Raw genomic sequence first — 23,588 nt, 5'->3', positions numbered from 1 at the left:
CTGCTGTTGCTTCGACTTGCGAGACGGGCCTTACAGGTTCTCCTGCTTCAGCGCCTCAATGGGGTTTTCACTGCGGATCTTCCGGGTGGCATAGAGCATGGTGGCGAACACCACCACGAACACGCTGCCCACGGCGATGGCCACGCTGTACCACGGGATGTAGAACTGGGCGGCGATGCTCTGGGCCACGCTGCGATAGATGCCATAGGTCACCAGCACCGATGCCGGCAGGCCCCACAGCAGCGCCCGTGCGCCGTAGATGATGCACTCGTAGTCCATCATCCGGGCAAAGCCCCGCTGGGTCAGTCCCACGGACCGCAGCATGGCGAACTCCCGGCGGCGCAGAGCGATGGAGGTGGAGATGGTGTTAAACACGTTGGTCATGGAGATCAGGGAGATGAGGATGATGAAGCCGTAGGAAAACACGTTCACCACCGTCACCATGGCCCGCTGGCTCTCACCGTTGGCGGCCAGATCTTCCAGATCAGAGCGGCTGTTGCCCAGTTCCATCAGGATCTGCCCCATGCTCTCGTAGGAGGCGGCGTGGTCGCTGCTCCTGAACCAGAAGGCGTCGGCGGCAGGGGCCTGCCCGGTGACGGTCTCATACATACTGTACGGGTACAGCAGATACAGGTAGTCGCCGGTACGCAGGAAGTCGGGAGCCTTCTTCAAAATAGCACCCACGGTATAGCTCCGGGTCAGGACGGCCTCCGATGCCGGCACCGCCTGTGCCCGGCTCTCGTCCGGGGTCTCCCCCTCGCTGCGGGCGGTATAGTAATCGTCTATATAGTCCTCCGGATAGTACAGCACATATTCCGTACCGTCCCGTGTGATGCGGTCGCCCGTGGTGAACCAGCCATCCATGGGCTGATAGCTGCTCTCCGTTCCGGTGATGGGCAGACTGCTGCCGTTCAGCAGGTGATAATGGTAGAGCTTATTGTACTTACTACCCTCGGTGCTGCGCCAGATGTCCAGCATATCCCACGCCACCGCCTGAGGTGCATCGGGACGGAAGTAATCCTCCTCCGGCAGGCCGTTGTCCCGCAGCAGCTGCCGGAAATCCTCATCCCGGAGGAAGTACATGGCGGCGCTGTGGTCTCCCTCCAGGCCGGTGTCCTTACAGTAGTCCGGATCCATGTCCTCCTTGGCAAAGTGCAGGCTGGCGTAGCTGTCGGCGGTGTAGAAGCCCGATTCCACGCCGTCGGCGGCGGCCAGCTGTCTCAGCCGCTGCTCCGGCGTCACGCCCTCCGGCAGGGCCTCGCTGCAATACAGCTGCACGCCCAGTGTGCTGTTGCCCCCCAGTTGGTCTACGGCGTCCGTCAGATAGGCGCAGAAGGAGGAGGCGGAGATGAACAGCGTCACGCTGAGGAACAGGCCCACCACCGTGGAGCGATAGCGCTTGCGGTTGCGTTTGAAGTTCTTGGCGGCCAACATCCCGGAGAAACCGAAGAGCTTTTCCGTCAGGCGGGAGGTCCTGACCTCCCGGCCCCGGAGCTTCACGTCCTTGGTCTGGCGGATGGCCTCCACCGGCGACACCCGCACGGCACGCTTGGCGGGGACCCATGCCGAGATGATGGCCGTCACAAGGCCGATGCCCGCCGCCGCCAGCAGCGCCCAGCCGTTGAGCACAAAGTGCATTTGCAGGGCGTTGCCGCTCTCCCCCATCAGGAATCCGAAGCTGTCCCGCAGACAGTACAGAGTGATGCCGATGCCCAGACAGCCCACCAGCAGACCCAGTGGGATCCCCACGGCGCACAGCACCAGTGCCTCATAGAGGACACTGTCCCGAATCTGCTTGCGGGTGGCGCCGATGGATTTCAGGATGCCGAACTGCCGGGTCCGCTCCGCCACGGAGATGGAGAAGGAGTTATAGATCAGCGACACCGAGCCGAAGGAGATCATCAGCAGCAGGATCACCGCAAAGCTGTAGATCATCCGGTTCACGGAGAAGAAGGTGGTGGCGCCGTAGTAATTCAGCAGGTCGGAGTTGGAGTACCACGCCAGTCCCGGATATTTCTCGGCATTTCCCTCCATATAGCTGTAAAAGCGGCTGGGATGGGCCACCCGGAAAAATTCATCCGTCTGATAGCCCTGCTCCTGACAGGTCAGGGCAGTATAGCCGGGGCAGGAGAAGGGCTCCGTCGTCATATCCAGCCGCTGGTAAAAGCCCACCACGGTGTAGGTGTGGGACGTGGTATCTGTCAGCGTCTCCCCCTTCGTATAGGGGTCATCGGCCGTCAGTTCCTCCCCGTCCAGCGTCCGGTGGCCCAGCTCCAGCTCCATGGTGTCCCCCAGCGCATGGCGGACGCTGCCGTTGGACCACAGATGCTCCGGCAGGAGGATCTCCCCGGCCTTCTCCGGCAGGCGGCCTTGGGTCAGGCGGATGGATAGAAGGTCCGGCAGGTCGGGGTCCATGGACATGACCCGCAGATAGGGCTTATAATCATTGTCCGCCCCTACCTGCCCCCAGCCCACCAGCTGCCACGCAGACTGCTCCGTGATCTCCTTTTCATCACGGCTCAGCTGCGTTGCCTGCTGCTCCGTGAGGTTCTGGTAGCAGCCGTGGAACCGGCCTACGGTGTACTCGGCGGCCCCTATGAGATACCGCACGCCGCTGTAAGCACCCTCCGTCACGGCGGTGAACAGGGCCACCGACAGGATGATGCCCACGATGGTCACCCATGTCTGGGAGCGGTTTTCCCGCAGGGCCTGCCGGGTGTAGCGGTGAAAGACGTTCATTCCAGCACCTCCCGGATGCGCTCATCCCGTGTGATGCGGCCATCCTCGATGGCGATGACCCGGTGAGCCTGCAGGGCGATGTTCTCGTCGTGGGTGATGATGACCAGCGTCTGGCCGTACTTCTTGTTGGACATCTTCAGCAGCTCCACGATCTCCTGGCTGTTCTTGCTGTCGAGATTGCCGGTGGGCTCATCCGCCAGCACCACCGCCGGGGCGTTCATCAGCGCCCGGCCGATGGACACCCGCTGCTGCTGGCCGCCGGAGAGCTGATTGGGCAGGTACTTCTCCCGACCCCGCAGACCCAGCACGTCCAGCAGCTCCTCCAGCCGCTCCTGATTCACCTGTCGCCCGTCCATCAGCACCGGCAGGGTCATGTTCTCCACCACGTTCAGCACGGGGATCAGGTTATAAAACTGGTAAATGAGCCCCACCTGCCGGCGGCGGAAAATGGCCAGCTGATCCTCGTTCTGGGCGTAGACATCCTGCCCATCCACAAAGACCTTGCCGGAGGTGGGGCAGTCAACACCGCCCAAAATGTGCAGCAGAGTGGATTTACCGGAGCCGGAGGGGCCGATGATGGCCAAGAACTCCCCCTTCTCCACGGTGAAGGAAATGTCGTCCACCGCCCGCACCTGATTTTCACCCTGTCCGTATACCTTACTGAGATGCTGGATCTGCATCAGCTCCATAGTCGTGTCCCTCCTTGACTTTCTGTTGTCCAGTATACCACACGAAGGTGACGTTTCGGTGACAGGTTTCATTACAAAAACGTCACAAAACCGTCCCGGCGGAAGGGAAGTCTCTCAGAGCAGCCTTACAGAGCAGTCTCCCGACAGTAAAAGAGCAGCCCCGGCGGAAAATTCCGCCGGGGCTGCTTTTGTTCTTACCGTTGTCCTTGAAAGGCTTTTGTCATTGCAGAATTATTTTTTGCGGCGATAGGTGGGGACCACCGAGGCCACGATGTCCTTCATGTCCTCCGTCTCCTCCTCACAGGCCTTCTCCAGCCGATCCAACTGGTGGCAGAACTCCTCGTCGTCCATGACGATGGGCTTTCCGATGTGGATCAGCTTGTTGGAGGTCTCCTGCAGGCCCTCCTCCGCCATGAGGATCTCCTCATACAGCTTCTCGCCGGGGCGCAGGCCCGTGTAGACTATCTTGATATCCACATCCGGCTCATGACCGGACAGGCGGATAAGGTTGCGGGCCATGGTGTCGATCTTCACCGGCTGGCCCATATCCAGAATGAATATCTCGCCGCCCTTGGCGTAGTATCCCGCCTGCAGCACCAGCGACACCGCTTCGGGGATGGTCATAAAGAAGCGGGTGATCTCCGGGTGCGTCACCGTTACCGGGCCGCCCTCAGCGATCTGCTTTTTGAACAGGGGGATGACGCTGCCGTTGCTGCCCAGCACGTTGCCGAAGCGCACCGCCACGAAGTCTGTATTGGGGCTGCGGCGGTTCATCATCTGCACCACCATCTCGCACAGGCGCTTAGAGGCGCCCATGATGTTGGTGGGGTTCACCGCCTTATCCGTGGAGATCAGCACGAACTTCTTCACGCCGTACTTCACCGAGGCCATGGCCATTTTATAGGTGCCGAACACGTTGTTCTTGATGGCCTCGTTGGGGCTATCCTCCATCAGGGGGACATGCTTGTGGGCGGCGGCGTGGAACACCAGCTCCGGCCGGTACTTGGCCATGACGTCGTCCAGACGGCCCATGTCCCGCACGGAGCCGATGAGCACCTCCAGATTCAGCTCCGGATGGGTGTGGCGCAGCTCCATCTGGATATCGTAGGCGTTGTTCTCATAAATATCGAAGATGATCAGCTGTTCGGGGTTGCTTTTGGCGATCTGGCGGCACAGCTCGCTGCCGATGGAACCACCGCCGCCGGTGACCATCACCACCTTGCCGGAGATATACCGGCAGATCTCCTCCAGATTCACCTGAATAGGGTCACGGCCCAGCAGATCCTGCAGCTCCACGTCCCGGAGCTTGCTGACACTGACCTCTCCGTTGACCAGCTGGAACATCCCCGGCACCGCCTGCACCCGGCAGCCGGTCTTGCTGCAGATGTCCAGGATCTCCTTGCGGTCCTGTCCGTCGCAGGTGGGGATGGCGAAGATGATCTTATTGACCTGGTACTTCTTCACCGCATCGGGGATCTCCTGCCGCCCGCCGGCGATCTCCACACCGTCCAGATACCGGCGGCGCTTGCTGGGGTTGTCGTCGATGATGCACACCACACGGCTGCCCAGCCGGGGATTGGAATTGATCTCCCGGATCAGCTGGCGTCCGGCCTCACCGGCGCCGATCATCAGAATGCGATCCCGCTCGCTCTTCTCCGTGCTGATCCCCGCCATCAACTGGCGCATGAATCGGTAGGAGAACCGCAGCGCCGTGGTGGACATGAAGCTCATGATAAAGCCCGCAAAGTAGAAGGAGCGGGGCATATCGATCTTCAGGATCAGCACATAGGCCAGTCCGGCTGCCAGCAGCACGCCATAGGCCAGAATGATGCGGAACAGCTCGTCGATGCTGACAAAGCTCCAGATGCTGTTATACAGCCGGAATAGCTGGAACACCACCAGACAGATGACGATCCACGGCCCGATGATCTTCAAATACTCGTTGAGGTACATCTGAGGGATGGCCCCCAGACGGAACTCAAACCGCATCCACAGCGCCAGGAAAAAGGACCCGGCGATGCACAGCATATCCAGCACGAAGATCACCATCGTCCGCCGCAGTCCGGCGGTCATGGCTCTTTTGCCGTTTTCTTGTTTCATCCGTTCTTCCTTCCGGCGGCTCCGGCTGACGCCGGGCCGCCTGTCCTCCCTCAGATCTTCTCCACGTTCAGGGAGAAGTCTGCCTTATAGCCACGGAAGCGGAGGATGCGCTCATAGTCCTCCACATAGTCCACCTCGGCCCAGAACAGGCCGTCCATCTCCTCCACATATACCGGGCGCTTGCCCACCATTTCATAGAGGATATTCTCCCACCAGACGCTGTGCTGCTGGGTGCGGATCATGCCGTCCAGCTTCTCCATGAACTCCGGCATGAAATCCTTGCTGAAGCGGCCGATGCCGATGTACTCGCCGGTGATATCGCTGCCGGTGAGCTCCTTGCCGTACTTCACCAGCAGGCCGTTCTCGTACTTATACTTGTAGTCGGCCTCCTCCTTGCGGGTGCCGTCGGCAAACATCACCGGAGACTTATGGCACTCCAGAATGCGGTCCAGCAGCGTCTCCTCCAGATACACGTCGGCGTTCATGATGAGGGTGTCATCGTACTGGGACAGGAAGTCCTTAGCGAACCACGCCGAGGCGATGCTGTTGGTGACGTCGAAGAAGGGGTTATAGAAGTAGCGGATGCCCTCGTAGTCCTTCAGCGTCTCCTGAATGACCTCCGCCCGGTAGCCCAGCACCATGGCAATGTCGGTGATGCCCTTCTTGTGGAACAGCTCGATGGTGTACTGGATCAGCTTCTGACCGCCGATGTCCACGGTACACTTGGGGTTGCCGGCCAGATACCGGCTGATGCGGGTGCCTCGACCCGCCGCAAGCAACAGAACTTTCATGTTTCTTCCTCCTTGTAATGTGTAGCTTATGATCAGAATGTATGTGCTTCATCCGTCAGCAGCTTCGGGCGCAGCTTGGCCCAGCCGCTGCGGCAGAGCTTCATGAAAAGCTTGGTCAGGAAATAGTGCAGCAGTGCAAAGGCCAGTACCAGCAGTACGAACAGGGGGATATGCTCCTCCATAGGCTGTCCCATATGCTGCCAGAGGCGATGATTCGCTTCCAACACCGCATAGTGCGTCAGGTAGACAGAAAGGCTGATCTCCCCTAAAAACGGGATCACCCGCAGTCTGGCCAGCAGCGGACCGAGACAGCTCTTCCCCGACAGGGCGATGGCCACTGCCAGAGCCAGCAGCAACGTCACCAGCCATTGGTAATACCGGGTATCACGGTTCAGCATGGCCCACAGGCAGAAAACGTGCAGGCCCACCTCACCCACCGTAAGAAGTACCCTCCCAGCTTTACTCAGAGGGACCTGCGACAGGCTGCGGGCGAGAATCACGCAATAAAAGCCGATGTTCATGGCCAGCCAGGCCCGGAAGGTCCCCACGGTGGTAAAGCCGATCCATGTCTGAGTAGTTCCCACGGGGATGTGTCGCCACAGGCCATAGCCCAGCAGCAGGGACACCGGCATGAAGAAGTGCAGGAACCGCTTTTCGTCAAAGTACAGACAGCACCAGATGACAAAGCCCACCAGCAGCATGGCGCTCAGAGTCCAGGCCGGGACGTTCAGTGCCAGTGCGTCGTCGTTCATGCCGTTCCAGTTGACCAGCAAAATCTCCCAGATGTCCCCGGAAAAGTAATCCAGCAGATCCCCCGGTGAGGTAACGTGATCCAAAAGGATGCGTCTGGTGATGACCGTAAAGAGAAAGGCGGTCAGCGCCCAGGGAAACAGCCGCAGAAACCGCTGCTTCAAATACTGGTACGGCATACGGACAGACTGTCTCTCCTTTTGCCTTTCGTAGGTCAAAAACAGGAAGGCTCCCGCTGTCAGCAGGTAGAACTCTACGCCGTAATACCCGCCGATAAAGTACCTCGGACCCTCCGATCCTACACTATCCTGAAAGAAGTGGTAGAACACGATGACCCACGAATACAAAAATTTGAGAAGGTCTATCTCCAGATTTCTATGCTGCGCTTTCAAGCCTTCAGAATCCCACGGGCCATGAGGTCGTCAAAGGCCCGGAACAGTGCGTCGTTATCCTCCACGGTCAGGTGGCCGATGTGGCCCACCCGGAACACCTTATCCGCCAGCTCGCCGCCGTTGGGGCAGATGATAATGCCGTACTCGTCCTTCAGGGTCAGGAACAGCTGGTGGGCGGACACCTCCGGATTGTTGGGAGACAGCGGCGTCACCGCATAGGACAGGGAATCGGACACGATGTGGAAGGGATACTTCCCGATGCGGGAGCGGAAATCCTTGGCAATGGCACGGGTCTTGGCCTGTACGTTTGCAAAGCCGTCCCGTTTGATCTGATTCAGGCGGGCATTGATCTGGATAAGGATGCCCACCGCCGGAGTGAAGGGGGTCTGGCCCCGCTCCCCGTTTTTCAGGGCGGCCTTCAGGTCCAGATAGTAGCAGGCAGGGCGGTTGGCGTAGATACGCTCCACAGCCCGGCTGCTGAGTACCATCATGGAGATGCCGGGAGGCACGGCCAGCGCCTTCTGGGAGCCGGTGAACACCACGTCGGCGCCCCAACGCTTCATACTGACGTCGTCGGCCAGAAATGCACTGATGGCATCCACCACCAGCACCAGACCGTTTTCACGGCAGAAAGCGGAGATCATGTCCATATCATACAAAACGCCGGTGGACGTCTCGTGCATATTCACCAGAAAGCCCGTGTAGCCCTGTCCGGCATAGGGGGCCAGATCGGCGGGGGTCAGAGCATGGCCCTGCCGCAGCTCGATGGCCGTATGGGGGATGCCGTAGACCTCGCAGATCTCGCAGAAGCGGTGACCGAAGCTGCCGCCGGCCACCACCAGCAGCCGGTCGTCCTTGGTGAACACGTTCTGGGTGACGGCATCCATGGAGGCCGTGCCGGAGCCGGTGAGGAATACCGCTCTGGCATCCTCCGGAGCATCCATGAACTCCTTGAGCAGCGCCTCGTTCTCCTTCATCAGGGCGGAGAAGTCCGGCGTGCGGAAGTAGGGCACGGGGTCTGCACCGATCCGGGAGATCTCCTCCGAGATCTGAACCGGACCCACCGCAAAGTTGATATGATCCTTTTTGATGTCCATAAAACTATATTCTCCTTTCACCGGTACCTGTCACAGAGTACGCTCTGCCGCAGGCACCTTATCTTCCGTTTCCAGCATCAGCGCACCCAGCGCCAGCCAGAAAATAAAGGACACATCATTGATCTTCAGGAATACGCTGTTCATGAACAGCGCCTCCACCAGTCCGAAGGCCACCACCGCCAGTGTCGTGATCGTCCACAGGGACAGCTGCGGATGCCGCAGGATATAGCGAATCACCCGCACCAGCACCAGCACCAAGAAGCACAGGAACAGCCCTGCTCCCACAAAGCCTGTGCTGATAAACACAAACAAATAGTTGTTATGGGACTCGTAGACCAGATCCGTTTTCACCGTATCCTTGAACTGATCGGTAAAGTAGCGCACGATGTACATCTCCGGATGCTGGTCGCCGATATAGTCGTTGTAGTTGGACAGGGACAGTCCCGCAGGGCCGATCTCACCGGCAAGGGATATATAGTCCCTCCAGATCTCAAAGCGGTTGTTGGAGACATCGCCCTCCTGTGACCGCTCGATGGCATCCGGCTCCTCGACGACGGTACCCACGGCCATATGCTGCATACCAGCCCAGATACCCTCCGTACAGCCCCAGCACACCACCACAGCACACACACCGGCCAACACGCTGACACCCAGCCGTTTCAGCTGCTTCATACTGCCGCAGCGGTTACGCACCAGCAGCACCGTGAAGCAGAAGGCATACAGGATCAGGGCGATCAGGGCGCTGCGGGACACGCTGAGGATCACGTGCGTGACCAGCACCAGCGCCGCCACGGCCAGTGCCGCACGGCCCGCCCAGTGTTTTCCACGGGTCACGACCCCCTGCATACAGCCGGCAAACAGAAACATGCTGGTATATGCCGCATAGTCCAGACCCATGAACAGGCCGAACAGGCGGCTCTGATAATAGCCCTGCCGTGTCAGCTCCGGGCTGGTGGTATTGGGATTGGCGACATATGTATAGCCGATGCGGAACAGATATTGATACAGGCCCACGCAGCAGGCAATGCCCCAGATGACCAGCACCACATAGAACAGGTTCCGCAGGAACCGGCGCATCCGTTCCTTGCCTACCCGCTGGGCCAGACTGTACACCAGCGCAAACTGGATCACCACCCAGCACAGGTCAAAAAGGTTGTCCTTCACGCCGTAGCGCATGGTACGCAGGGAGGCGATGACATCCATAAAGGCCACGCCATACAGCAGCCAGCACCAGATACCTCGCCAGAGGCCCCGGTTGGTGAACAGATCCAGCGCCATCAGCACAGCGCCTATCAGTCCCAAATAGGTGGAAATGTGGTACAGCGGGGTTTTGGCCATCCACGTCAGCACCGGGGCGATCTGCAGCAGCACAAAGCTCACCACCGTCACGCCTACATACACCAGCACCGCCGTGTTCAGCCACGGAAGCCGTCCGATACAGCTCTCATCCCCGAATACCGCACGCCGCAGTTCTCTCTTTTGCATATGGTATAACTCCTACTTTGTATAGATTATGCGGCCTTTTTCCCCTTGGGCAAAAAGCGCAGCAGAATGCCCCACAGCTGCTTCCACTCCGCCGTGCGTCCGGTGACGCCCAGCCAGATGCCGGGGTAGATAACGCCCACGATGACGCACCTCAGCAGCAGTGACAGGATGGTATTGTCCGGTGACAGCCACCGGCACGCACCGTAGCAGGCGGCGCAGGCGGCAAAGGCCAGCAGCACATAGCCCAGCAGCTTTCCCATGTATTCGTTCCAGCTGCGGTAGAACTGGTACTTCACCACCACCCACGCTTCCCACGGGGTATAGATGAAGAAGAACACCAGAATGGTGGGAACCAGCACGCCGGCGATGCTGCCGGTGGCCTTCACCATCCAGATGCTGCCCACCAGATTCACGGCCATGCCCACATAGGGCTTGAGCCAATCCTCCGTCCACAGGCCCGCTGCATCCCGGTAGGTCAGCTGCATGATGCGGAACATCCACGAGAAGAAGTACAGCACGATGAGCATCATCAGCCGCTCATCCAGCAGATACTCCGGGCCAAGCCACACGGCGGCGATGAAGGGCTGGTAAAAGCACAGCATACACGCTGCTGCGCCGCCCACCAGCGCCACCCAGCCATAGGTCATGGTTTTGAAGAACCGGTAGTTGTCCTCACGGGAGTCCGTCAGCAGCTTATTGCCGATGCCGGAGAGGCTGCCGTTGGTGACGATCTCCACCAGGCCATTGACGGCGGTGAGGATATAGTAATAGTTGCTATACAGCGACAGCGCCGTCAGTCCCAGAAAGGAGGAGATGATGATGCTGTCGATGCTCACCAGAAAGGTGTTGCCCAGCTTATGGCCGAACAGCGTCCCCACCCGCTTATAGATGTCCTTTTTGGTCACCGGGTCCAGCTCACCCTGACACACGATGTCCGGGTAGTGCTTCCGGGCCGCCAGATACACCGCCACGTTGTTGGGGATCACCATCAGCGGCAGCAGGATGATATAGGCATAGTAATTGGAGAAGATCAGCAGCACCGCCGCCTGCAGGGTATACTGCACCACATAGCGCACGGTGGAGATCTTCAGCGTCACGTCGTTGCGCTGAAAGGCGGTAAACGTGGCGTTGTTATAGGCGAACATCAGGTAATCCAGCACGCTCTCCGACAGATAGATGGCGAAGAGGACGTACAGGTTCACATCCGGCGGACACTCGTTTTTCACCAGCCATGGCAAAAACGGCATCACCGCCAGACCCATGCCCAGAATCACCAAACCCACGATGCGGTAGACCTTCCGGTAGAATTTCAGCATGGCGCACAGGGCCGGCTTGTCATCCTCGGCGATGGCCTTGTACATGGTGAACACCAAGGAGCTGTTAAAGCCCAGATTGGCCAGATTCAGCACCGTCAGCACGGAGGTGAACAGGGTGGACAGGCCGTTATACTCCTGCCCCAGCTCCTTGATGATAATGGTTTTGATGGCAAACGGCCCGATGAGGGTAGCCACCCGGTAGATGGCGCCCCAAAGGGTATTCCGCATGGTATTTTTGGCTCGTGAGAGCTTTTTCATAGCATCCGTCCGTTCTCTCAGTTTCGGGAGCGGCTCATGACCGCTCAAAGGCGGAGGGCCTGGGGAAGGCCCGCTGGAAGATATCCACCAGCTGCTGCCGCTCCGTATCGAAATCGAAGTCCATGGGGTCGTCGTTGACACAGACCACCCGGTACTTCCCGCCCCGCAGCAGCCGCTCCACCTCCGACTCGCTCTGCTTGCCGATGGTAAGATAGGTGCTGTCGGGCTTTTTGGGGGCGAACCGGCCGCTGGCCAGCTGCCAGTACCGGAACAGATACTGGTTCACGTCCGCCCGGTCCCGGAACTTGTGGCGGCAGGTGGCGTCCAGCACCTCCGGGAACCTGTCCCACACCTCCTCCAGAGTGCTCTTGCAGAAGGAGACGCAGGAGTGGTAATTGCGGAAGCCTGTGAAGTCCCCCCACGGGAGGAGGTACAGGTTATACAGCAGGCCCTTCCCGTAGCCGGGATAGAACCACTTGCCGAAATTCTGCCGGATGACACTGCGCTTATCGAAGCTCATGTTCACCAGCGCCATCATATTCAGCATGATATAGGGCATGAAGTTGGCGGTGTCGTTGTTTTTGATGACGCCCATCACCGCCGTGTCACAGGGCAGGCCGTCCCGGAAGAAATCCTCCGGCCGGGAGGGCTTCATCAGGTACACGTCGTCGTTGAAATAGAGGAAGTGCTCCGCCAGATCCGGGATGCGGTGCATATTCAGCTCGATGGTATGGGAGCTGAAGGTAGGCAGATACTCCTCCGGGATGAAGTCCCGGTGGTTGACGATGTGCAGCTTGGGATGGTCAGGCTCCAGCCATGCAGGCAGGTGTCCGTAGGTCAGCAGGTGTACCTTTCGCACCCACGGAGCATTCTGCTCGATGCCCCGGAACCAATAGCGGAACAGCCCCCACTCCCGGTAGCGGGCGGGGTGATTGTCGGCGCTTTTGGCAGCCCGGTATTTGGCGTGATCCGCCTGCCAGACCGGGTCAGACCCGTCCACCCATGGGATCACGATGTCAATGGGATGCTCCGTCGTACTCATTGGTCCTGTGCTCCGTCCTTTTTCTGTTCCTCGGCGGCGCAGTCCAGACAGAAGCCCACGGAATAGTGCTTCTCCCGGTCGGCCTCCGGCGGGATGACCCAGTAATCGCCGTACTGATTTTTCAGATAGGTATCCGGGTCGTGAGGCAGGTTGATGGAAAAGTCCTCAAACGGTCCCTTGATGGGGGGATAATATACCTCTTTGGGCATAATATGTCCGAAATAGTGGCCGATATCCGTGGGAACGGCCCACAGCCCCGTGTCCTTCTTGCACCGCACGAAGCGGTCAAACAGGTCGCCCCACTTCTTATAGGGACGGAAGGAGAACAGGAAGCCCACTGTGCACCGCAGGCCATAGTTGAACTTTCCGGCGGAGGACTGGCTGAAGAACTTCTTCTTCTCCGGGCTGCGGTAGTGGTAGAACAGGGTGGATACCGCAATGTATTGCAGGCCCATGGCCGTTACGCCCTTGATGCCCCGGACAATGGGGTTTCTGGGGACGGACTCAATGGCGAAGATATCGATGTGAACGCCCTTGGGAAACGGCGTGTTATAGTCCAGAAACGCCGCTTTCAGGGTGTTTTTCTTATATACGGCGGAGATCATGCTCTCCAGCTGGTACTTATCGGAATTGGGGGTGGTGAGCTCGTACTTGTCCCCCATGCACTCCTCGAACAGCTCCACGAAGCGGTTCAGATCCTCACGGGGCATGAGGATATCCACGTCGTCGTCCCAAGGGATAAAGCCCTTGTGGCGCACGGAACCCAAGGCCGTACCGCCGGCGGCCATATAGCACAGGCCGTGCTCCTGACACACCCGATCGATGTCCTTGATGATCTCCAGAAAGCACGCCTGCAGCGCCTTCAGTTCCTCCGGCGTCAGCTCGTGCATCATCTCCGTCTCCGGTGCGATCTGCATACACTTCCGGGTGGAGAACATATTTCTCAGCTTCGACATGACTCTCACGCTTTCTTTTCATCCACACAGTAGTGGATGCCCTTATACTGCTTGTAGCTGTGCTCCAGATCGATGAATACCGCATCGTGGCGGTAGACCCGCTCCTCCGGAGGCGGCAGCTGCATATAGTCGCCATAGGAGATGGTCAGCCACTTGTCATAGTCCTCCGGCACCGGCATCTGATGGCCCTCGAACTCCAGATACGCCGGGTGGCGGAACCACCGGATGGGAAACCGCTGGCGCATGATGGTGGCGCCCTCGCCGAAGGAGGAGACGTACTCCGCATCCGCCAGTGAGTAGCGGCTCAGCCGCTTTTCGGCGCCCTTCCACATCTTGTACCGGGCCTTGAAGGACGGCACCAGCGTCAGCGCCAGCTTCTCGGCGTAGTAGGTGACCTTGCCCTTGTGGGCGGGCAGGCGCTGGAAGTTGAAGCAGCAGTACATCATGGAATCCACCATCTGCCACAGCTGCTTCCACTTGGACTTGGGTACGGCGTCCAGCGGGATCACGTCGATCATCAGCCCCTGATGGATATCCAGATCCACGCTGTGACGGTTGATGAAGGTGGTGTTGTTGTCCTTGATCTCCGTGGCGGAGTGACGGATGTTGAATCGATCGTTGGAGCGGACGCAGGAGTAGTGCTCTGTGTCCGCCTTTTCGTCCCAGATACGGCAGAGCTTTTCATAGTCGTCCCGCAGCATGAACACGTCCACGTCGTCGTCCCAGGGGATGAAGCCCTTGTGGCGCACGGCGCCCAAGCAGGTGCCGCCGGCCAGCACGAAGCCCAGTCCGTTCTCCTGACAGAACTTCTGAAAATACAGCAGGATCTCCAGGAGCTTGCTCTGGATCTCCTGTATGGTGACCTCTTTCTTTTCTTCCATAGTTGACCTCTCACCGCCACCCGACCCGCAGGGGCAGGCGGCGTCCTCTTTGTTTTGTTCTCCGGCTATCGCCGCAACGGAGTATTATACTCCCTGCGGTCCGGAATTGCAACCTCTGTGTCCGCCCTCTTACAGCACAGCCTTGACCGTCCGCAGCATGGTCAGCAGCTCCTGACCCAAGCCAAAGCGCCGGATGCTCGCCAGATTATATGCCATTTTCCCCGGCAGCACCTGCTGCACATACGTCTCGTCCACGTCCTCCGCCTTGTCCAGCAGCTCCGCCTCGTCCTTGTAGCGGATGCTGGCCTCGGAGGTCACTCCTGCCGGCAGCAGGAGGGTGGCCATCATCTCCGGGGTGTAACGGGCCACGTACTTGGGTACCTCCGGCCGTGTCCCCACAAAGGACATGGAGCCGCCCAGCACGTTCAGCAGCTGGCCGATCTCGTCCAGACGGCAGCTTCGAATGACCTTGCCCACCCGTGTGATGCGGCTGTCGCCGCTGACCGTCACCTGACTGCCGATGCGGTCGGCATTCTGCACCATGGTGCGGAACTTGAAAATGCGAAACTCACGCCCGTACTGGGTCACCCGCACCTGCCGGTAAAACACCGGACCGTGGGAGTCCAGCTTGATGGCAATGGCCAGCACCAGAAACACCGGGCTCAGCAGCACCAGCAGCACCAGCGATGCCAAAATATCGAACAGCCGCTTGCAAAGCAGACTCCCCTGCTTCCTTCGCAGCAGGTCATAATACGGGCGGACTTCCTCCGTCTGCATCTCCTGCGGCAGATCCTCCCATTTCCGCAGCATCACCGGAGGTACTCCTTCACGATATCCGTAAACTGCTCCGTCACATAGGCCGCATCCTCGTCGGAGAGGCGGGTGTGCAGAGGCAGTGTGATGAGGTTTTCATAGTGGTGGTAGGCATTGGGATAGTCAGCGATATCAAAGCCCATGGCCTTGTAGGCCGTCATCATGGGCAGGGGCTTATAGTGGACGTTGCAGGCCACGCCCCGCTCCGCCATCCGCAGGATGATCTCATTGCGCTCCTTTTCCCCGATGCCGGGGGTCCACGTCAGGTACAGGTGGCCGGAGCTGGTATAGTCCGGGGTAAAGTGGGGCAGGGTCCGGATGCCCAGCGGGTGCAGGGCTTCATCATAGCGCTGGATCAGCTGATGCCGCCGCTCCAGCAGGCCGGGATAGCGCTCCAGCTGCTTCAGGCCTATGGCGGCCATGAGGTCCGTCATGTTGCACTTATACCACGGCCCCACGATGTCGTACTCCCACGCCCCCAGCTTGGTCTTGGCCAGAGCGTCCTTGGACTGGCCGTGGAGGCTCAACAGCTGATAGCGGTGGTACAGCTCCTCGTCGTCAAGACCCGGCAGCGTGCGCCACGCCGATGCGCCGCCCTCGGCGGTAGTGAAGTTCTTCACGGCGTGGAAGGAGAAGGAGGTGAAGTCTGCCAGAGCGCCGGTAGGCACCCCGTGACGGGAGGCGCCCAGCCCATGGGCGCAGTCGGCCACCACGGCCACCCGGCCCAGTGCCTCCTGCACGTCGCCCTTGGGACAGAACAGTGCCTTTTTCCCCTCCACCGCCTGATAGATGCGGTCATAGTCGCAGGGGATGCCCCCCAGATCCACCGGGATCACCGCCTTGGTCCTTTCGGTGATGGCCCGCTCCATCTGGTCATAGTCCATCTCCAGCGAGTCCTTCTGGCTGTCGATGAACTTCACCGTGGCCCCCACATGGATGGCCGCCGCCGCCGTGGCGGTATAGGTGTACGCCGGCACCAGCACCTCGTCGCCTTCACCGATGCCCAGCACCCGCAGGTTCATCTCCTCCGCCGCCGTAGCGGAGTTCAGGCACACCAGCTTCGCCGCATGGCAGTACTCTGCCAGCTCCTTTTCCAGCTGCTTGGTGCGGGGGCCGGTGGTGATCCAGCCGGACCGCAGGGCCTCGCACACCTCTTGGATCTCCAGCTCCGTGATATCCGGAGGGCTGAAAGGTATATTTCGCATATCGATACGCACTCCTTAGTCGGTTTGATCCGTTTCGTTGTTTTTCAGTCTGCGCCCGGTCGGGCGGACTTACATATTGTGAAATTACACTACAACCCTCGGCAAAATGCAACCGGCGGCGGCAGGTCATTTCACACTTCCCGGCGGTTTTTATGAATAGAAGGTAAATTTTCCTTTAATCCTGCACTTTTCCCCCGGCTTGGTGGGGCTTATGAGGGCATCTATATCGTGCCCTTATACCACCGCAGGATAAACCGTGCGCCGCCGGTAAGGACATTTTCCGCCTGCACTGTGCCGTTCTGCTGGGCCAGCACCTGACGGGAGAGGCTCAGGCCGATGCCGAAGTTGTTCTCCCCGGCGTTTTTGCCCCGGTAAAACCGCTGAAAGAGCCGGGGCAGCTCCTCCGGGTCGAAGCCCGGCCCATCATCCTGCACCGTGATCTCTGTGAAAATGGCTGTCTCCCGTGCCGTTACCTGCACCCATGAGGCGGCGTGCTCCATGCAGTTTTTCAGAATATTTCCCAGTGCCTCCGTGCTCCACGGCACATCGCAGGTAAGCCGCTCCTCCCCCGCCTGAGCGGTGAAGCGGATGCTCCGCACCTCCATGGGGACCTCCAGCGGCTCCGCCGCACGGCGCACCAGCTCCGCCGCCGTGGTGTCCTGCGGGTGGAACACCACCGTCCCGGCGTCCAGCTGGGCCATTTTCAGCAGGGCCTCCACCAGCCACTCCATACGGCCCGTCAGCTTCTTCAGCTCCCGCATCAGTGCCAGACGCCGCTGGGGCGTCAGCTCCTCCTGCTCCAGCAGGGACAGGGTCAGGCGCATGGCCGTCAGGGGCGTCCGCAGTTGGTGGGAGATATCCGCCATGGCATCCGCCAGTCGGACACGCTCCTCCTGCTGACGCTGGGCGTTCTCCCGCAGCCGCACCGTCATCTTCCCGATCTCGCTGCGGAGGATGGCCAGTTCTCCCTCCTCCTGCTGGGGCAGCATCTGCTGCTCCTGCCCGTGGAGAATGCGGTCAATGTCCCGGCTCATGCGCTCCAGTTCCCGGTAGCGCCGCCGGGTGGAGCCGTACCAGATGGTCCCGCAGACCGCCCCCAGCCCCAGCGTCAGCAGGCCGCAGATGGGATACAGCAGGGCCGCCGCCACGGAGCACACCGCCGTGGCCAGCAGCAGCCACAGGGCCGTCCGCCGCACCTCCGTGTTCTTCCAGATGCTCATGCGTCCACCATGTAACCCATTCCACGCACCGTCCGGATGATCTGTGGGTCTGCGGGATCCTCCTCGATCTTCTCCCGCAGGCGCTTGATATACACCGTCAGGGTGTTGTCATTGACGAAATCCCCGGCGGCGTCCCAGATCTCCTCCAGCAGCTGCGACCGGGAGAGGACCTTTCCCCGGTGGCTCAGAAACACCAGCAGCAGCCGGTATTCCAGCGCCGAGAGATACACATCCCGGCCGTCTCGTGTGACCCGCCCCTTCTCCGTATCCACCACCACGCCGCCCAGCGGCACCAGCGTCTTCTCCTTGCCGTACCGCCGCAGCACGCTGCGGATGCGGGAGACCAGCTCTCTGGGCCGGAAAGGCTTGGCGATGTAGTCGTCGGCTCCCATGTCCAGCCCCAGCACCACGCTGCTCTCATCGCCGGAGGCGGTGAGGAAGATCACCGGCAGACCCCGGCTCCGGGCATAGGCGCACACGCCGAAGCCGCTGCCCTCCGCCAACTGCACATCCACCAGCAGCAGCCCCGGAGCCGTCTGCTCCACCAGCTGCCTGGCCTGGGTCTCCCCGGTGGCCGTCTCCACGGAAAAGCCCTCACTCTGCAAAAATGCCGACAGCGACGCCGTGATCTGTGCATCGTCCTCCACCAGCAGGATCCGCTCCATAAGCCCCTCCTTCCCCGGCGTTATCCCACGGGATAGCGCCAGCCGTCCTCGATCTCGCCCTTTCTGGCCCGGCCCATGAGCTCACGGGCCACCTCCTGCACCGGCCGCTGCCGGTACAATATCTCATAGACGCACCGGCAGATGGGCATCTCCACGCCGGTCTTTTCCGCCAGCTGGTGCATACTGGCGGCGGCATAGTAGCCCTCCACCACGCCGCCGGTCTCCGCCAGCGTCTGCCCGATGGACTTGCCCTGTCCCAGCAGGATGCCCGCCCGGCGGTTCCGGGAGTGCATGGAGGTGCAGGTGACGATCAGGTCTCCCATACCCGCCAGCCCTCCGAAGGTCTGGCGGTCGCCCCCCAGCCGCTCCCCCAGATGGCACAGCTCCACCATGGCCCGTGTCATCAGCAGGGCTTTGGTGTTGTCCTGATAGCCCATACCGTCGCAGATGCCGCAGGCCAGCGCCACCACGTTCTTCAGGGCGCCGGACAGCTCCACTCCCACGATATCGGGGCTGGTATACACCCGGAAGCGGTCGTTCATAAAGGCGTCCTGCACCGTGAGGGCAGCCGCCTGAGACACGCTGGCCGCCACGCAGCCGGTGGGGAGCCCACGGCCCACCTCCTCGGCGTGGGAGGGGCCGGACAGGGCGGCGATGGGAAAGGCTCCCCCCGTCTCCTGCTCCAATATCTGGCTCATCCGCAGGTGAGTATCCCGCTCGATACCCTTGGCCGCCGTCACCAGCAGCGTATCGGGGCGCAGCAGCGGAGCGGCGGCATGGGCCGTCTCCCGCACGGCGTAAGACGGTACCGCCACCACCACCAGCTCCGCTTCCGTCAGGCAGGTCATATCCGCCGTCAGGCGCAGCTCCGGCGGCAGAGGGACTCCCTCCAGCCGAGGGTTCTCTCTGGCCCGCTCCATATACGCCGCCTTCTCCGGCACGTGGGACCACAGGGTCACCGGATGTCCGTTCCGGTGCAACACCAGCGACAGCGCCGTTCCCCAGCCGCCGCTGCCCAATACCACCGTTTTCATGTCACGCCTCCCGCTCTCCTCTCCGCCGGGGATGTCCTTCCCGGCGGCAGGAATCTATATTCCGTGATATTTTACCACAAACGGCGGACAGTGCCAAGTGGTTTCCTTCGCTTTTCCCGGTGACAATGCCGTCACCTTGACGGCGGCTGAACGCAAAAAAGCGCCGCACACCCAAATGGCTGAATATCGTTGCCACGCTCTTCAGCAGCGATGAGAGATAGGAGGACTCCAGAAACTCCTCCATCTGGCCGGCGTAGTTATCATAGGTACGGTTCACCGCATGGTTCAGGGAAATGCTGATGATGGCGATGGCCCGTGCGATATCCAGATAGTAGCTGCGCCCGCCGGTCAATGTTTTTTCCTGCATAGGCGTGTCCTCGGAATGGAAGTTTATGAGGAATTTATGAACGGAAGCTTAAGAAGCTTAAGACGTTAGCATTACATAGGACACGCTGTCGGATTGCAAGAAAAAATATGTCCAATTTTGTATTTTACATGGACTTCATGGAGATTCTGCGGGGCGCCACAGAAAGGCCGGCGCATCCGTTACGGATGCGCCGGCCTTTCTATGTGTATCCATAGGTCGCTGAATCACTCCACCAGCCCGTATTTGACCTTGATGCGGTCCAGCTTTTCCAGCATGGGCTCCGCCAGCAGCAGCAGGAAGATCACCGTGGCGCAGGCGTGGACACAGTCCATGGGGAAGCCGGTGATATAGTACGTCAGCAGCGTCTGCCAGTTCATCTCCGCCCCGTAGATCAGCGCCGACACGGGGTTCATGATGGCCCCGTAGATGACGAAGGTGACGATGCCGCCGAACACCGCCAGAGCGCCCCGGCTGCGGCGCAGCCAGCCCTTGCGGAACAGCACTCCGGCCAAAAAGCCGATGATGCCCATACTGAACATCTGGAAGGGTGTCCACGGCCCCTGCGAAAAGAGAACGTTGCTGGCCAGCATGGTCATGGCCCCCACCAGAAAGCCCGTCTCACCGCCGAAGGCCACTCCGGCGATGATGGTCAGGGCCATGACAGGCTTGAACTGGGGCAGCATGAAGAAGGCCGCCCGGCCCGCCACGCCCAAGGCGCACAGCACGGCGATGATGGTCAGCTCCCGGGCCTGTGGGCGTCGGCCCTCAAAGACCATGAAAAACGGCAGCATACACTCCAGCATCACCAGCAGGGCGGTGATATAGTAGTGGGTGCGGCCAAAGAGGCCTACGCACACCACCAGCGTCACGGGGATCATCAGCAGGATCAGCACGGAGGCCACCACCGTGCGGCGGGAGAGCTTCCGTTTTTCCACCGGAGTCTGTACCTGCACCGGCGGCGGCGCCCGACGGCCGATAGAGGCCACCAGCACGAACATGGCCACCAGAAATACGCCGTAGGTGGCCAGCGTCTGCCACCCGGCAGCAGAGACCTTGCCGCCGCCCACCAGCGCCGTCAGATCCGTCTTGCGGGTAGCCATCCATAGGATCACCAGCGCCACGGCGCCGGACACGGCAGCCAGCGCCTTGCGCCACCACGGAAGCTTCGGAGGCTTCCAGTCGGCGGACTCCTCCGCCGCCGGCGGCAGCGGTGCATAGGTGTGCTGCACCTCCGGCTCCGGTGGGACGGTGCCGCCAATACCGGCCATGACGTCCTCCGCCGTGACGGCGTGGGGCAGCAGCCCACGGGCCATGCGGTCAGCGGAGGTGGTGTAGAAGCTGTTGCCGCCGAAGAAGGCACGGGGCGTCCCCTCGGCGGAGATGCTGCCGTCGAAGAACAGAGCGCAGCGGTGGGCATAGCGGGCGCAGAATTCCACGTCGTGGCTCACCATCAGCACCGTCACGCCGCCGGAGAGCAGAGAGCGCACCATGGCGGCAAAGGACTGCTTGAACTCGGCGTCCAGTCCCTTGGTGGGCTCGTCCATCAGCAGGATATCCGGCTCCAGCAGCATGACCTTGGCCAGCGCCGCACGCTGCTGTTCACCGCCGGAGAGGTCGTAGGGATGGCGGTCCAGCAGTTCCGTCAGACGGCAGAGGGTCACCATTTGCTCCACCCGCCGCTGCTGCTCCGCCGGGGGCAAATGCAGTCCGTCGAAGGTCTCGAACAGATCCTCCCGGACGGTCTTTTTCACGAACAGTGCCTGGGGGTTCTGGGGCAGGACCCCCAGCCGGCCCGTATGGCGCACCGTGCCACGGTAGGGGCGCAGTCCCTCGCTGAGGAGCCGCAGGGTGGTGGATTTGCCGGTGCCGTTGCCGCCCAGCAGGGCCATGAACTCCCCCTGTCGGACGGTCATATGGAGGCCCCGGACGATATCCGGGCCTTTTTCCTCGTATTTGAACCACACGTCCTCCGCCGCCAGCACCACCTCGCCGCAGGGAGGGATCTCCTCCGGCGGCAGGGGTTGGGCGGGGTGATCTGTGAGCCACTCCGTCAGGAAGGCTCTGCCCTCCCGCACCGTCACCGGGCAGGAGGCATCGCTCTGCACCGAGGCCCAGATCCGCATGGCGGAGGGCATGGCCAAAAACATCCGGTGGCCCTCCTGCCGCAGCAGGCCGCCCACCTCCGCCGGTGCGCCGGTACACAGCAGCCGTCCGCCGTCCATCACCGCCGCATGGGTAGCCAGCGGCAGAGCCTCCTCCAGCCGATGCTCCGTCAGAAGGACGGTGGTCCCCAGCTCCCGATTGATGCGCCCCAGCGTCTGGAGGAAGTCCGAGGCGGCAATGGGGTCTAACTGACTAGTAGGCTCGTCCAAAATCAGCACACGAGGCTGCATCACCATCACCGAGGCCAGACTCAGCAGCTGCTTCTGACCGCCGGACAGCTCCGTGACGTTTTTATAGAACCAGTCCTGTATCCCGAAGAAGGAGGCCATCTCCGCCACACGGCGGCGGATGGTGGGGGTGTCGAAGCCCAGACTCTCCAGTCCGAAGGCCAGCTCATGCCAGACCTTGTCCGTCACCACCTGATTCTCCGGTGACTGCTGCACGAAGCCGATCTCCGCCGCCTGACGGCGGCTGGGGATCTGGGACAGCGGCGTGCCGCAGAAGGTGATCTCCCCCTCCCGCAGGCCGTGGGGCGCCAGCACCGTTTTCAGCTGCCGCAGCAGCGTGGACTTTCCGCAGCCGGAGGGGCCGCAGAGCACCATGAACGCCCCCTCCGGCAACGTGAGGGTAACATGGGACAGCGCCGGGCGGCGCTGCTGGGGGTAGGTAAAGCTGTAATTCTCCAGATGCAGAAGCTCCGTCACCGGCGCACCTCCTTCTCGATTTGTTTCCACTGGCGGGTCGCCGCCAGATCCAGCGCCGCCGGGGTCAGGCACAGCAGAAAATAGACCACGAAAAAACTCACGGTCATAGGCGTCACAGGCGCTCCCGCCAGCGAGGGGTAGTAGCGGAACCGCAGACCTCCGGCCAGCACGCCGCAAAGCACATAGGCCCCGCAGAAGATGAGCCATACCAGCAGGCTCCGGTCCCGGTCGTCCATGCGATAGATGGAGAAGGCCGTGCGGCCCTTTTCCCCGTAGCCTCGGCTCTTCATACTGTCCGCCGTCTCGATGGCGCTCTCCAGCGACCATGTGACCATGATGGAAAAGACCTTCATGGCGTTTTTCGTGCGGCGGAGAAGGCTGCCATTCTCCGTGTCACGGCCCATGTATTTCTGGGCCTGCGCCACGGTGTGCAGCTGGGTGCGGAACCGGGGAACAAAGCGCATGGTCATAGACAGCACCAGTGACAGGGCGGGGATCACCCTGCCAAAGAGATAGATGAACTTATCCGAGGTCATGACGGCGTTGTAGCAGGTGAACCACAGCAGCGTGGCCGACAGCAGCGCCGCCGAGGCAAGGCCGTAGAGCATACTCTCCAGCGTCAGGGGATTGCCGGAGGGGAGATAGGCCAGTATGGTAACGCCCTGATGGGTGAAGGCCGGGTTGATGACCGCCGCCAGCACCGCCATAGGCACCATCCACACGGCGCTTTTCCGCAGGGAGCGGGGCCCCAGCAGCACAGCATGGTAGATCACGGCCCCGCACACCGACAGCAGCAGGCATACCGGGTGAGTCAGGCACATGGAAAAGGCGATGACCAGCACGAAATACAGGAAGTTCACCGCCGGATGGCAGCTGCCGAACACGTCGCTGTATCGCATGGTCATCGCCTCCCTTCGCCGG

The 23,588-nt window shown here is 60.9% G+C and carries 19 protein-coding genes; all 19 read right to left on the bottom strand.

Features of this window, described 5'->3' with window-relative positions; all coding sequences use genetic code 11:
- Nucleotides 1-30: 30 nt before the first annotated feature.
- The gene (locus tag KJS28_RS00670; RefSeq protein ID WP_213541336.1) at nucleotides 31-2,739 is read right to left on the bottom strand and encodes an ABC transporter permease; all 2,709 of its coding nucleotides are present in this window, start codon (nucleotides 2,737-2,739) and stop codon (nucleotides 31-33) included.
- Nucleotides 2,736-3,428 carry an ABC transporter ATP-binding protein gene (locus KJS28_RS00665; protein WP_213541335.1) on the bottom strand — a complete coding sequence of 231 codons (693 nt, stop codon included), beginning with the start codon at nucleotides 3,426-3,428 and terminating at the stop codon, nucleotides 2,736-2,738. Before KJS28_RS00665 ends, KJS28_RS00670 begins: the two co-directional genes overlap by 4 nt.
- Before the next feature lie 231 nt (nucleotides 3,429-3,659).
- Complete coding sequence (locus KJS28_RS00660) at nucleotides 3,660-5,528, bottom strand: polysaccharide biosynthesis protein (protein WP_228298406.1); 1,869 nt, start codon at nucleotides 5,526-5,528, stop codon at nucleotides 3,660-3,662.
- Between the two features lie 50 nt (nucleotides 5,529-5,578).
- Nucleotides 5,579-6,319, bottom strand: coding sequence for a phosphocholine cytidylyltransferase family protein (locus KJS28_RS00655; protein WP_021858685.1), 741 nt, complete (start codon nucleotides 6,317-6,319; stop codon nucleotides 5,579-5,581).
- A 32-nt stretch (nucleotides 6,320-6,351) separates the two neighbouring features.
- Nucleotides 6,352-7,461, bottom strand: coding sequence for an acyltransferase family protein (locus tag KJS28_RS00650; RefSeq protein ID WP_213541334.1), 1,110 nt, complete (start codon nucleotides 7,459-7,461; stop codon nucleotides 6,352-6,354).
- Entirely contained in the window at nucleotides 7,458-8,558 is a 1,101-nt protein-coding gene (locus tag KJS28_RS00645; protein ID WP_213541333.1) for a pyridoxal-phosphate-dependent aminotransferase family protein, read from the bottom strand. The genes KJS28_RS00650 and KJS28_RS00645 overlap by 4 nt, the downstream gene beginning before the upstream one ends.
- A 30-nt stretch (nucleotides 8,559-8,588) precedes the next feature.
- A complete protein-coding gene (locus KJS28_RS00640; protein WP_213541332.1) occupies nucleotides 8,589-10,043 on the bottom strand; it encodes an O-antigen ligase family protein in 1,455 nt (484 codons plus the stop codon).
- Between the two features lie 26 nt (nucleotides 10,044-10,069).
- Complete coding sequence (locus KJS28_RS00635; RefSeq protein ID WP_213541331.1) at nucleotides 10,070-11,587, bottom strand: lipopolysaccharide biosynthesis protein; 1,518 nt, start codon at nucleotides 11,585-11,587, stop codon at nucleotides 10,070-10,072.
- A 64-nt stretch (nucleotides 11,588-11,651) separates the two neighbouring features.
- Entirely contained in the window at nucleotides 11,652-12,659 is a 1,008-nt protein-coding gene (locus KJS28_RS00630) for a stealth family protein (protein ID WP_213541330.1), read from the bottom strand.
- Nucleotides 12,656-13,615: a LicD family protein gene (locus KJS28_RS00625; RefSeq protein ID WP_021858690.1), complete on the bottom strand. Its 960-nt coding sequence runs from the start codon at nucleotides 13,613-13,615 to the stop codon at nucleotides 12,656-12,658. The genes KJS28_RS00630 and KJS28_RS00625 overlap by 4 nt, the downstream gene beginning before the upstream one ends.
- Nucleotides 13,616-13,620: 5 nt before the next feature.
- Entirely contained in the window at nucleotides 13,621-14,496 is an 876-nt protein-coding gene (locus tag KJS28_RS00620; protein WP_213541329.1) for a LicD family protein, read from the bottom strand.
- Between the two features lie 129 nt (nucleotides 14,497-14,625).
- Nucleotides 14,626-15,306, bottom strand: coding sequence for a sugar transferase (locus KJS28_RS00615; RefSeq protein ID WP_213541328.1), 681 nt, complete (start codon nucleotides 15,304-15,306; stop codon nucleotides 14,626-14,628).
- On the bottom strand, nucleotides 15,306-16,514 hold the full coding sequence (locus KJS28_RS00610; protein WP_213541327.1) for a DegT/DnrJ/EryC1/StrS family aminotransferase: 1,209 nt from the start codon (nucleotides 16,512-16,514) through the stop codon (nucleotides 15,306-15,308). The genes KJS28_RS00615 and KJS28_RS00610 overlap by 1 nt, the downstream gene beginning before the upstream one ends.
- 221 nt (nucleotides 16,515-16,735) lie before the next feature.
- Complete coding sequence (locus KJS28_RS00605) at nucleotides 16,736-17,734, bottom strand: sensor histidine kinase (RefSeq protein WP_213541326.1); 999 nt, start codon at nucleotides 17,732-17,734, stop codon at nucleotides 16,736-16,738.
- Entirely contained in the window at nucleotides 17,731-18,399 is a 669-nt protein-coding gene (locus KJS28_RS00600; RefSeq protein ID WP_213541325.1) for a response regulator transcription factor, read from the bottom strand. The genes KJS28_RS00605 and KJS28_RS00600 overlap by 4 nt, the downstream gene beginning before the upstream one ends.
- Nucleotides 18,400-18,419: 20 nt before the next feature.
- Complete coding sequence (locus KJS28_RS00595) at nucleotides 18,420-19,433, bottom strand: NAD(P)H-dependent glycerol-3-phosphate dehydrogenase (RefSeq protein WP_213541324.1); 1,014 nt, start codon at nucleotides 19,431-19,433, stop codon at nucleotides 18,420-18,422.
- 1 nt (nucleotide 19,434) lies between these two features.
- The gene (locus KJS28_RS00590; RefSeq protein WP_213541323.1) at nucleotides 19,435-19,800 is read right to left on the bottom strand and encodes a hypothetical protein; all 366 of its coding nucleotides are present in this window, start codon (nucleotides 19,798-19,800) and stop codon (nucleotides 19,435-19,437) included.
- A gap of 224 nt (nucleotides 19,801-20,024) precedes the next feature.
- Complete coding sequence (locus KJS28_RS00585) at nucleotides 20,025-22,667, bottom strand: ATP-binding cassette domain-containing protein (RefSeq protein ID WP_228298405.1); 2,643 nt, start codon at nucleotides 22,665-22,667, stop codon at nucleotides 20,025-20,027.
- A complete protein-coding gene (locus tag KJS28_RS00580) occupies nucleotides 22,664-23,566 on the bottom strand; it encodes an energy-coupling factor transporter transmembrane component T (protein WP_228298404.1) in 903 nt (300 codons plus the stop codon). The genes KJS28_RS00585 and KJS28_RS00580 overlap by 4 nt, the downstream gene beginning before the upstream one ends.
- Nucleotides 23,567-23,588: the final 22 nt, after the last annotated feature.

This window comes from Vescimonas coprocola (assembly GCF_018408575.1).
Taxonomy (GTDB): Bacteria; Bacillota; Clostridia; order Oscillospirales; family Oscillospiraceae; genus Vescimonas; species Vescimonas coprocola.
Note: the sequence above shows the minus strand (reverse complement) of the source record. Positions and strands in the feature narration are given on the sequence as shown.

What these genes read in the sequence shown, in the direction of transcription:
- KJS28_RS00670 (WP_213541336.1), bottom strand. Translation starts at nt 2,739, where the DNA reads ATGAACGTCTTTCACCGCTACACCCGGCAGGCCCTGCGGGAAAACCGC.
- KJS28_RS00665 (WP_213541335.1), bottom strand. Translation starts at nt 3,428, where the DNA reads ATGGAGCTGATGCAGATCCAGCATCTCAGTAAGGTATACGGACAGGGT.
- KJS28_RS00660 (WP_228298406.1), bottom strand. Translation starts at nt 5,528, where the DNA reads ATGAAACAAGAAAACGGCAAAAGAGCCATGACCGCCGGACTGCGGCGG.
- KJS28_RS00655 (WP_021858685.1), bottom strand. Translation starts at nt 6,319, where the DNA reads ATGAAAGTTCTGTTGCTTGCGGCGGGTCGAGGCACCCGCATCAGCCGG.
- KJS28_RS00645 (WP_213541333.1), bottom strand. Translation starts at nt 8,558, where the DNA reads ATGGACATCAAAAAGGATCATATCAACTTTGCGGTGGGTCCGGTTCAG.
- KJS28_RS00640 (WP_213541332.1), bottom strand. Translation starts at nt 10,043, where the DNA reads ATGCAAAAGAGAGAACTGCGGCGTGCGGTATTCGGGGATGAGAGCTGT.
- KJS28_RS00635 (WP_213541331.1), bottom strand. Translation starts at nt 11,587, where the DNA reads ATGCGGAATACCCTTTGGGGCGCCATCTACCGGGTGGCTACCCTCATC.
- KJS28_RS00630 (WP_213541330.1), bottom strand. Translation starts at nt 12,659, where the DNA reads ATGAGTACGACGGAGCATCCCATTGACATCGTGATCCCATGGGTGGAC.
- KJS28_RS00625 (WP_021858690.1), bottom strand. Translation starts at nt 13,615, where the DNA reads ATGTCGAAGCTGAGAAATATGTTCTCCACCCGGAAGTGTATGCAGATC.
- KJS28_RS00620 (WP_213541329.1), bottom strand. Translation starts at nt 14,496, where the DNA reads ATGGAAGAAAAGAAAGAGGTCACCATACAGGAGATCCAGAGCAAGCTC.
- KJS28_RS00615 (WP_213541328.1), bottom strand. Translation starts at nt 15,306, where the DNA reads ATGCTGCGGAAATGGGAGGATCTGCCGCAGGAGATGCAGACGGAGGAA.
- KJS28_RS00610 (WP_213541327.1), bottom strand. Translation starts at nt 16,514, where the DNA reads ATGCGAAATATACCTTTCAGCCCTCCGGATATCACGGAGCTGGAGATC.
- KJS28_RS00605 (WP_213541326.1), bottom strand. Translation starts at nt 17,734, where the DNA reads ATGAGCATCTGGAAGAACACGGAGGTGCGGCGGACGGCCCTGTGGCTG.
- KJS28_RS00600 (WP_213541325.1), bottom strand. Translation starts at nt 18,399, where the DNA reads ATGGAGCGGATCCTGCTGGTGGAGGACGATGCACAGATCACGGCGTCG.
- KJS28_RS00595 (WP_213541324.1), bottom strand. Translation starts at nt 19,433, where the DNA reads ATGAAAACGGTGGTATTGGGCAGCGGCGGCTGGGGAACGGCGCTGTCG.
- KJS28_RS00590 (WP_213541323.1), bottom strand. Translation starts at nt 19,800, where the DNA reads ATGCAGGAAAAAACATTGACCGGCGGGCGCAGCTACTATCTGGATATC.
- KJS28_RS00580 (WP_228298404.1), bottom strand. Translation starts at nt 23,566, where the DNA reads ATGCGATACAGCGACGTGTTCGGCAGCTGCCATCCGGCGGTGAACTTC.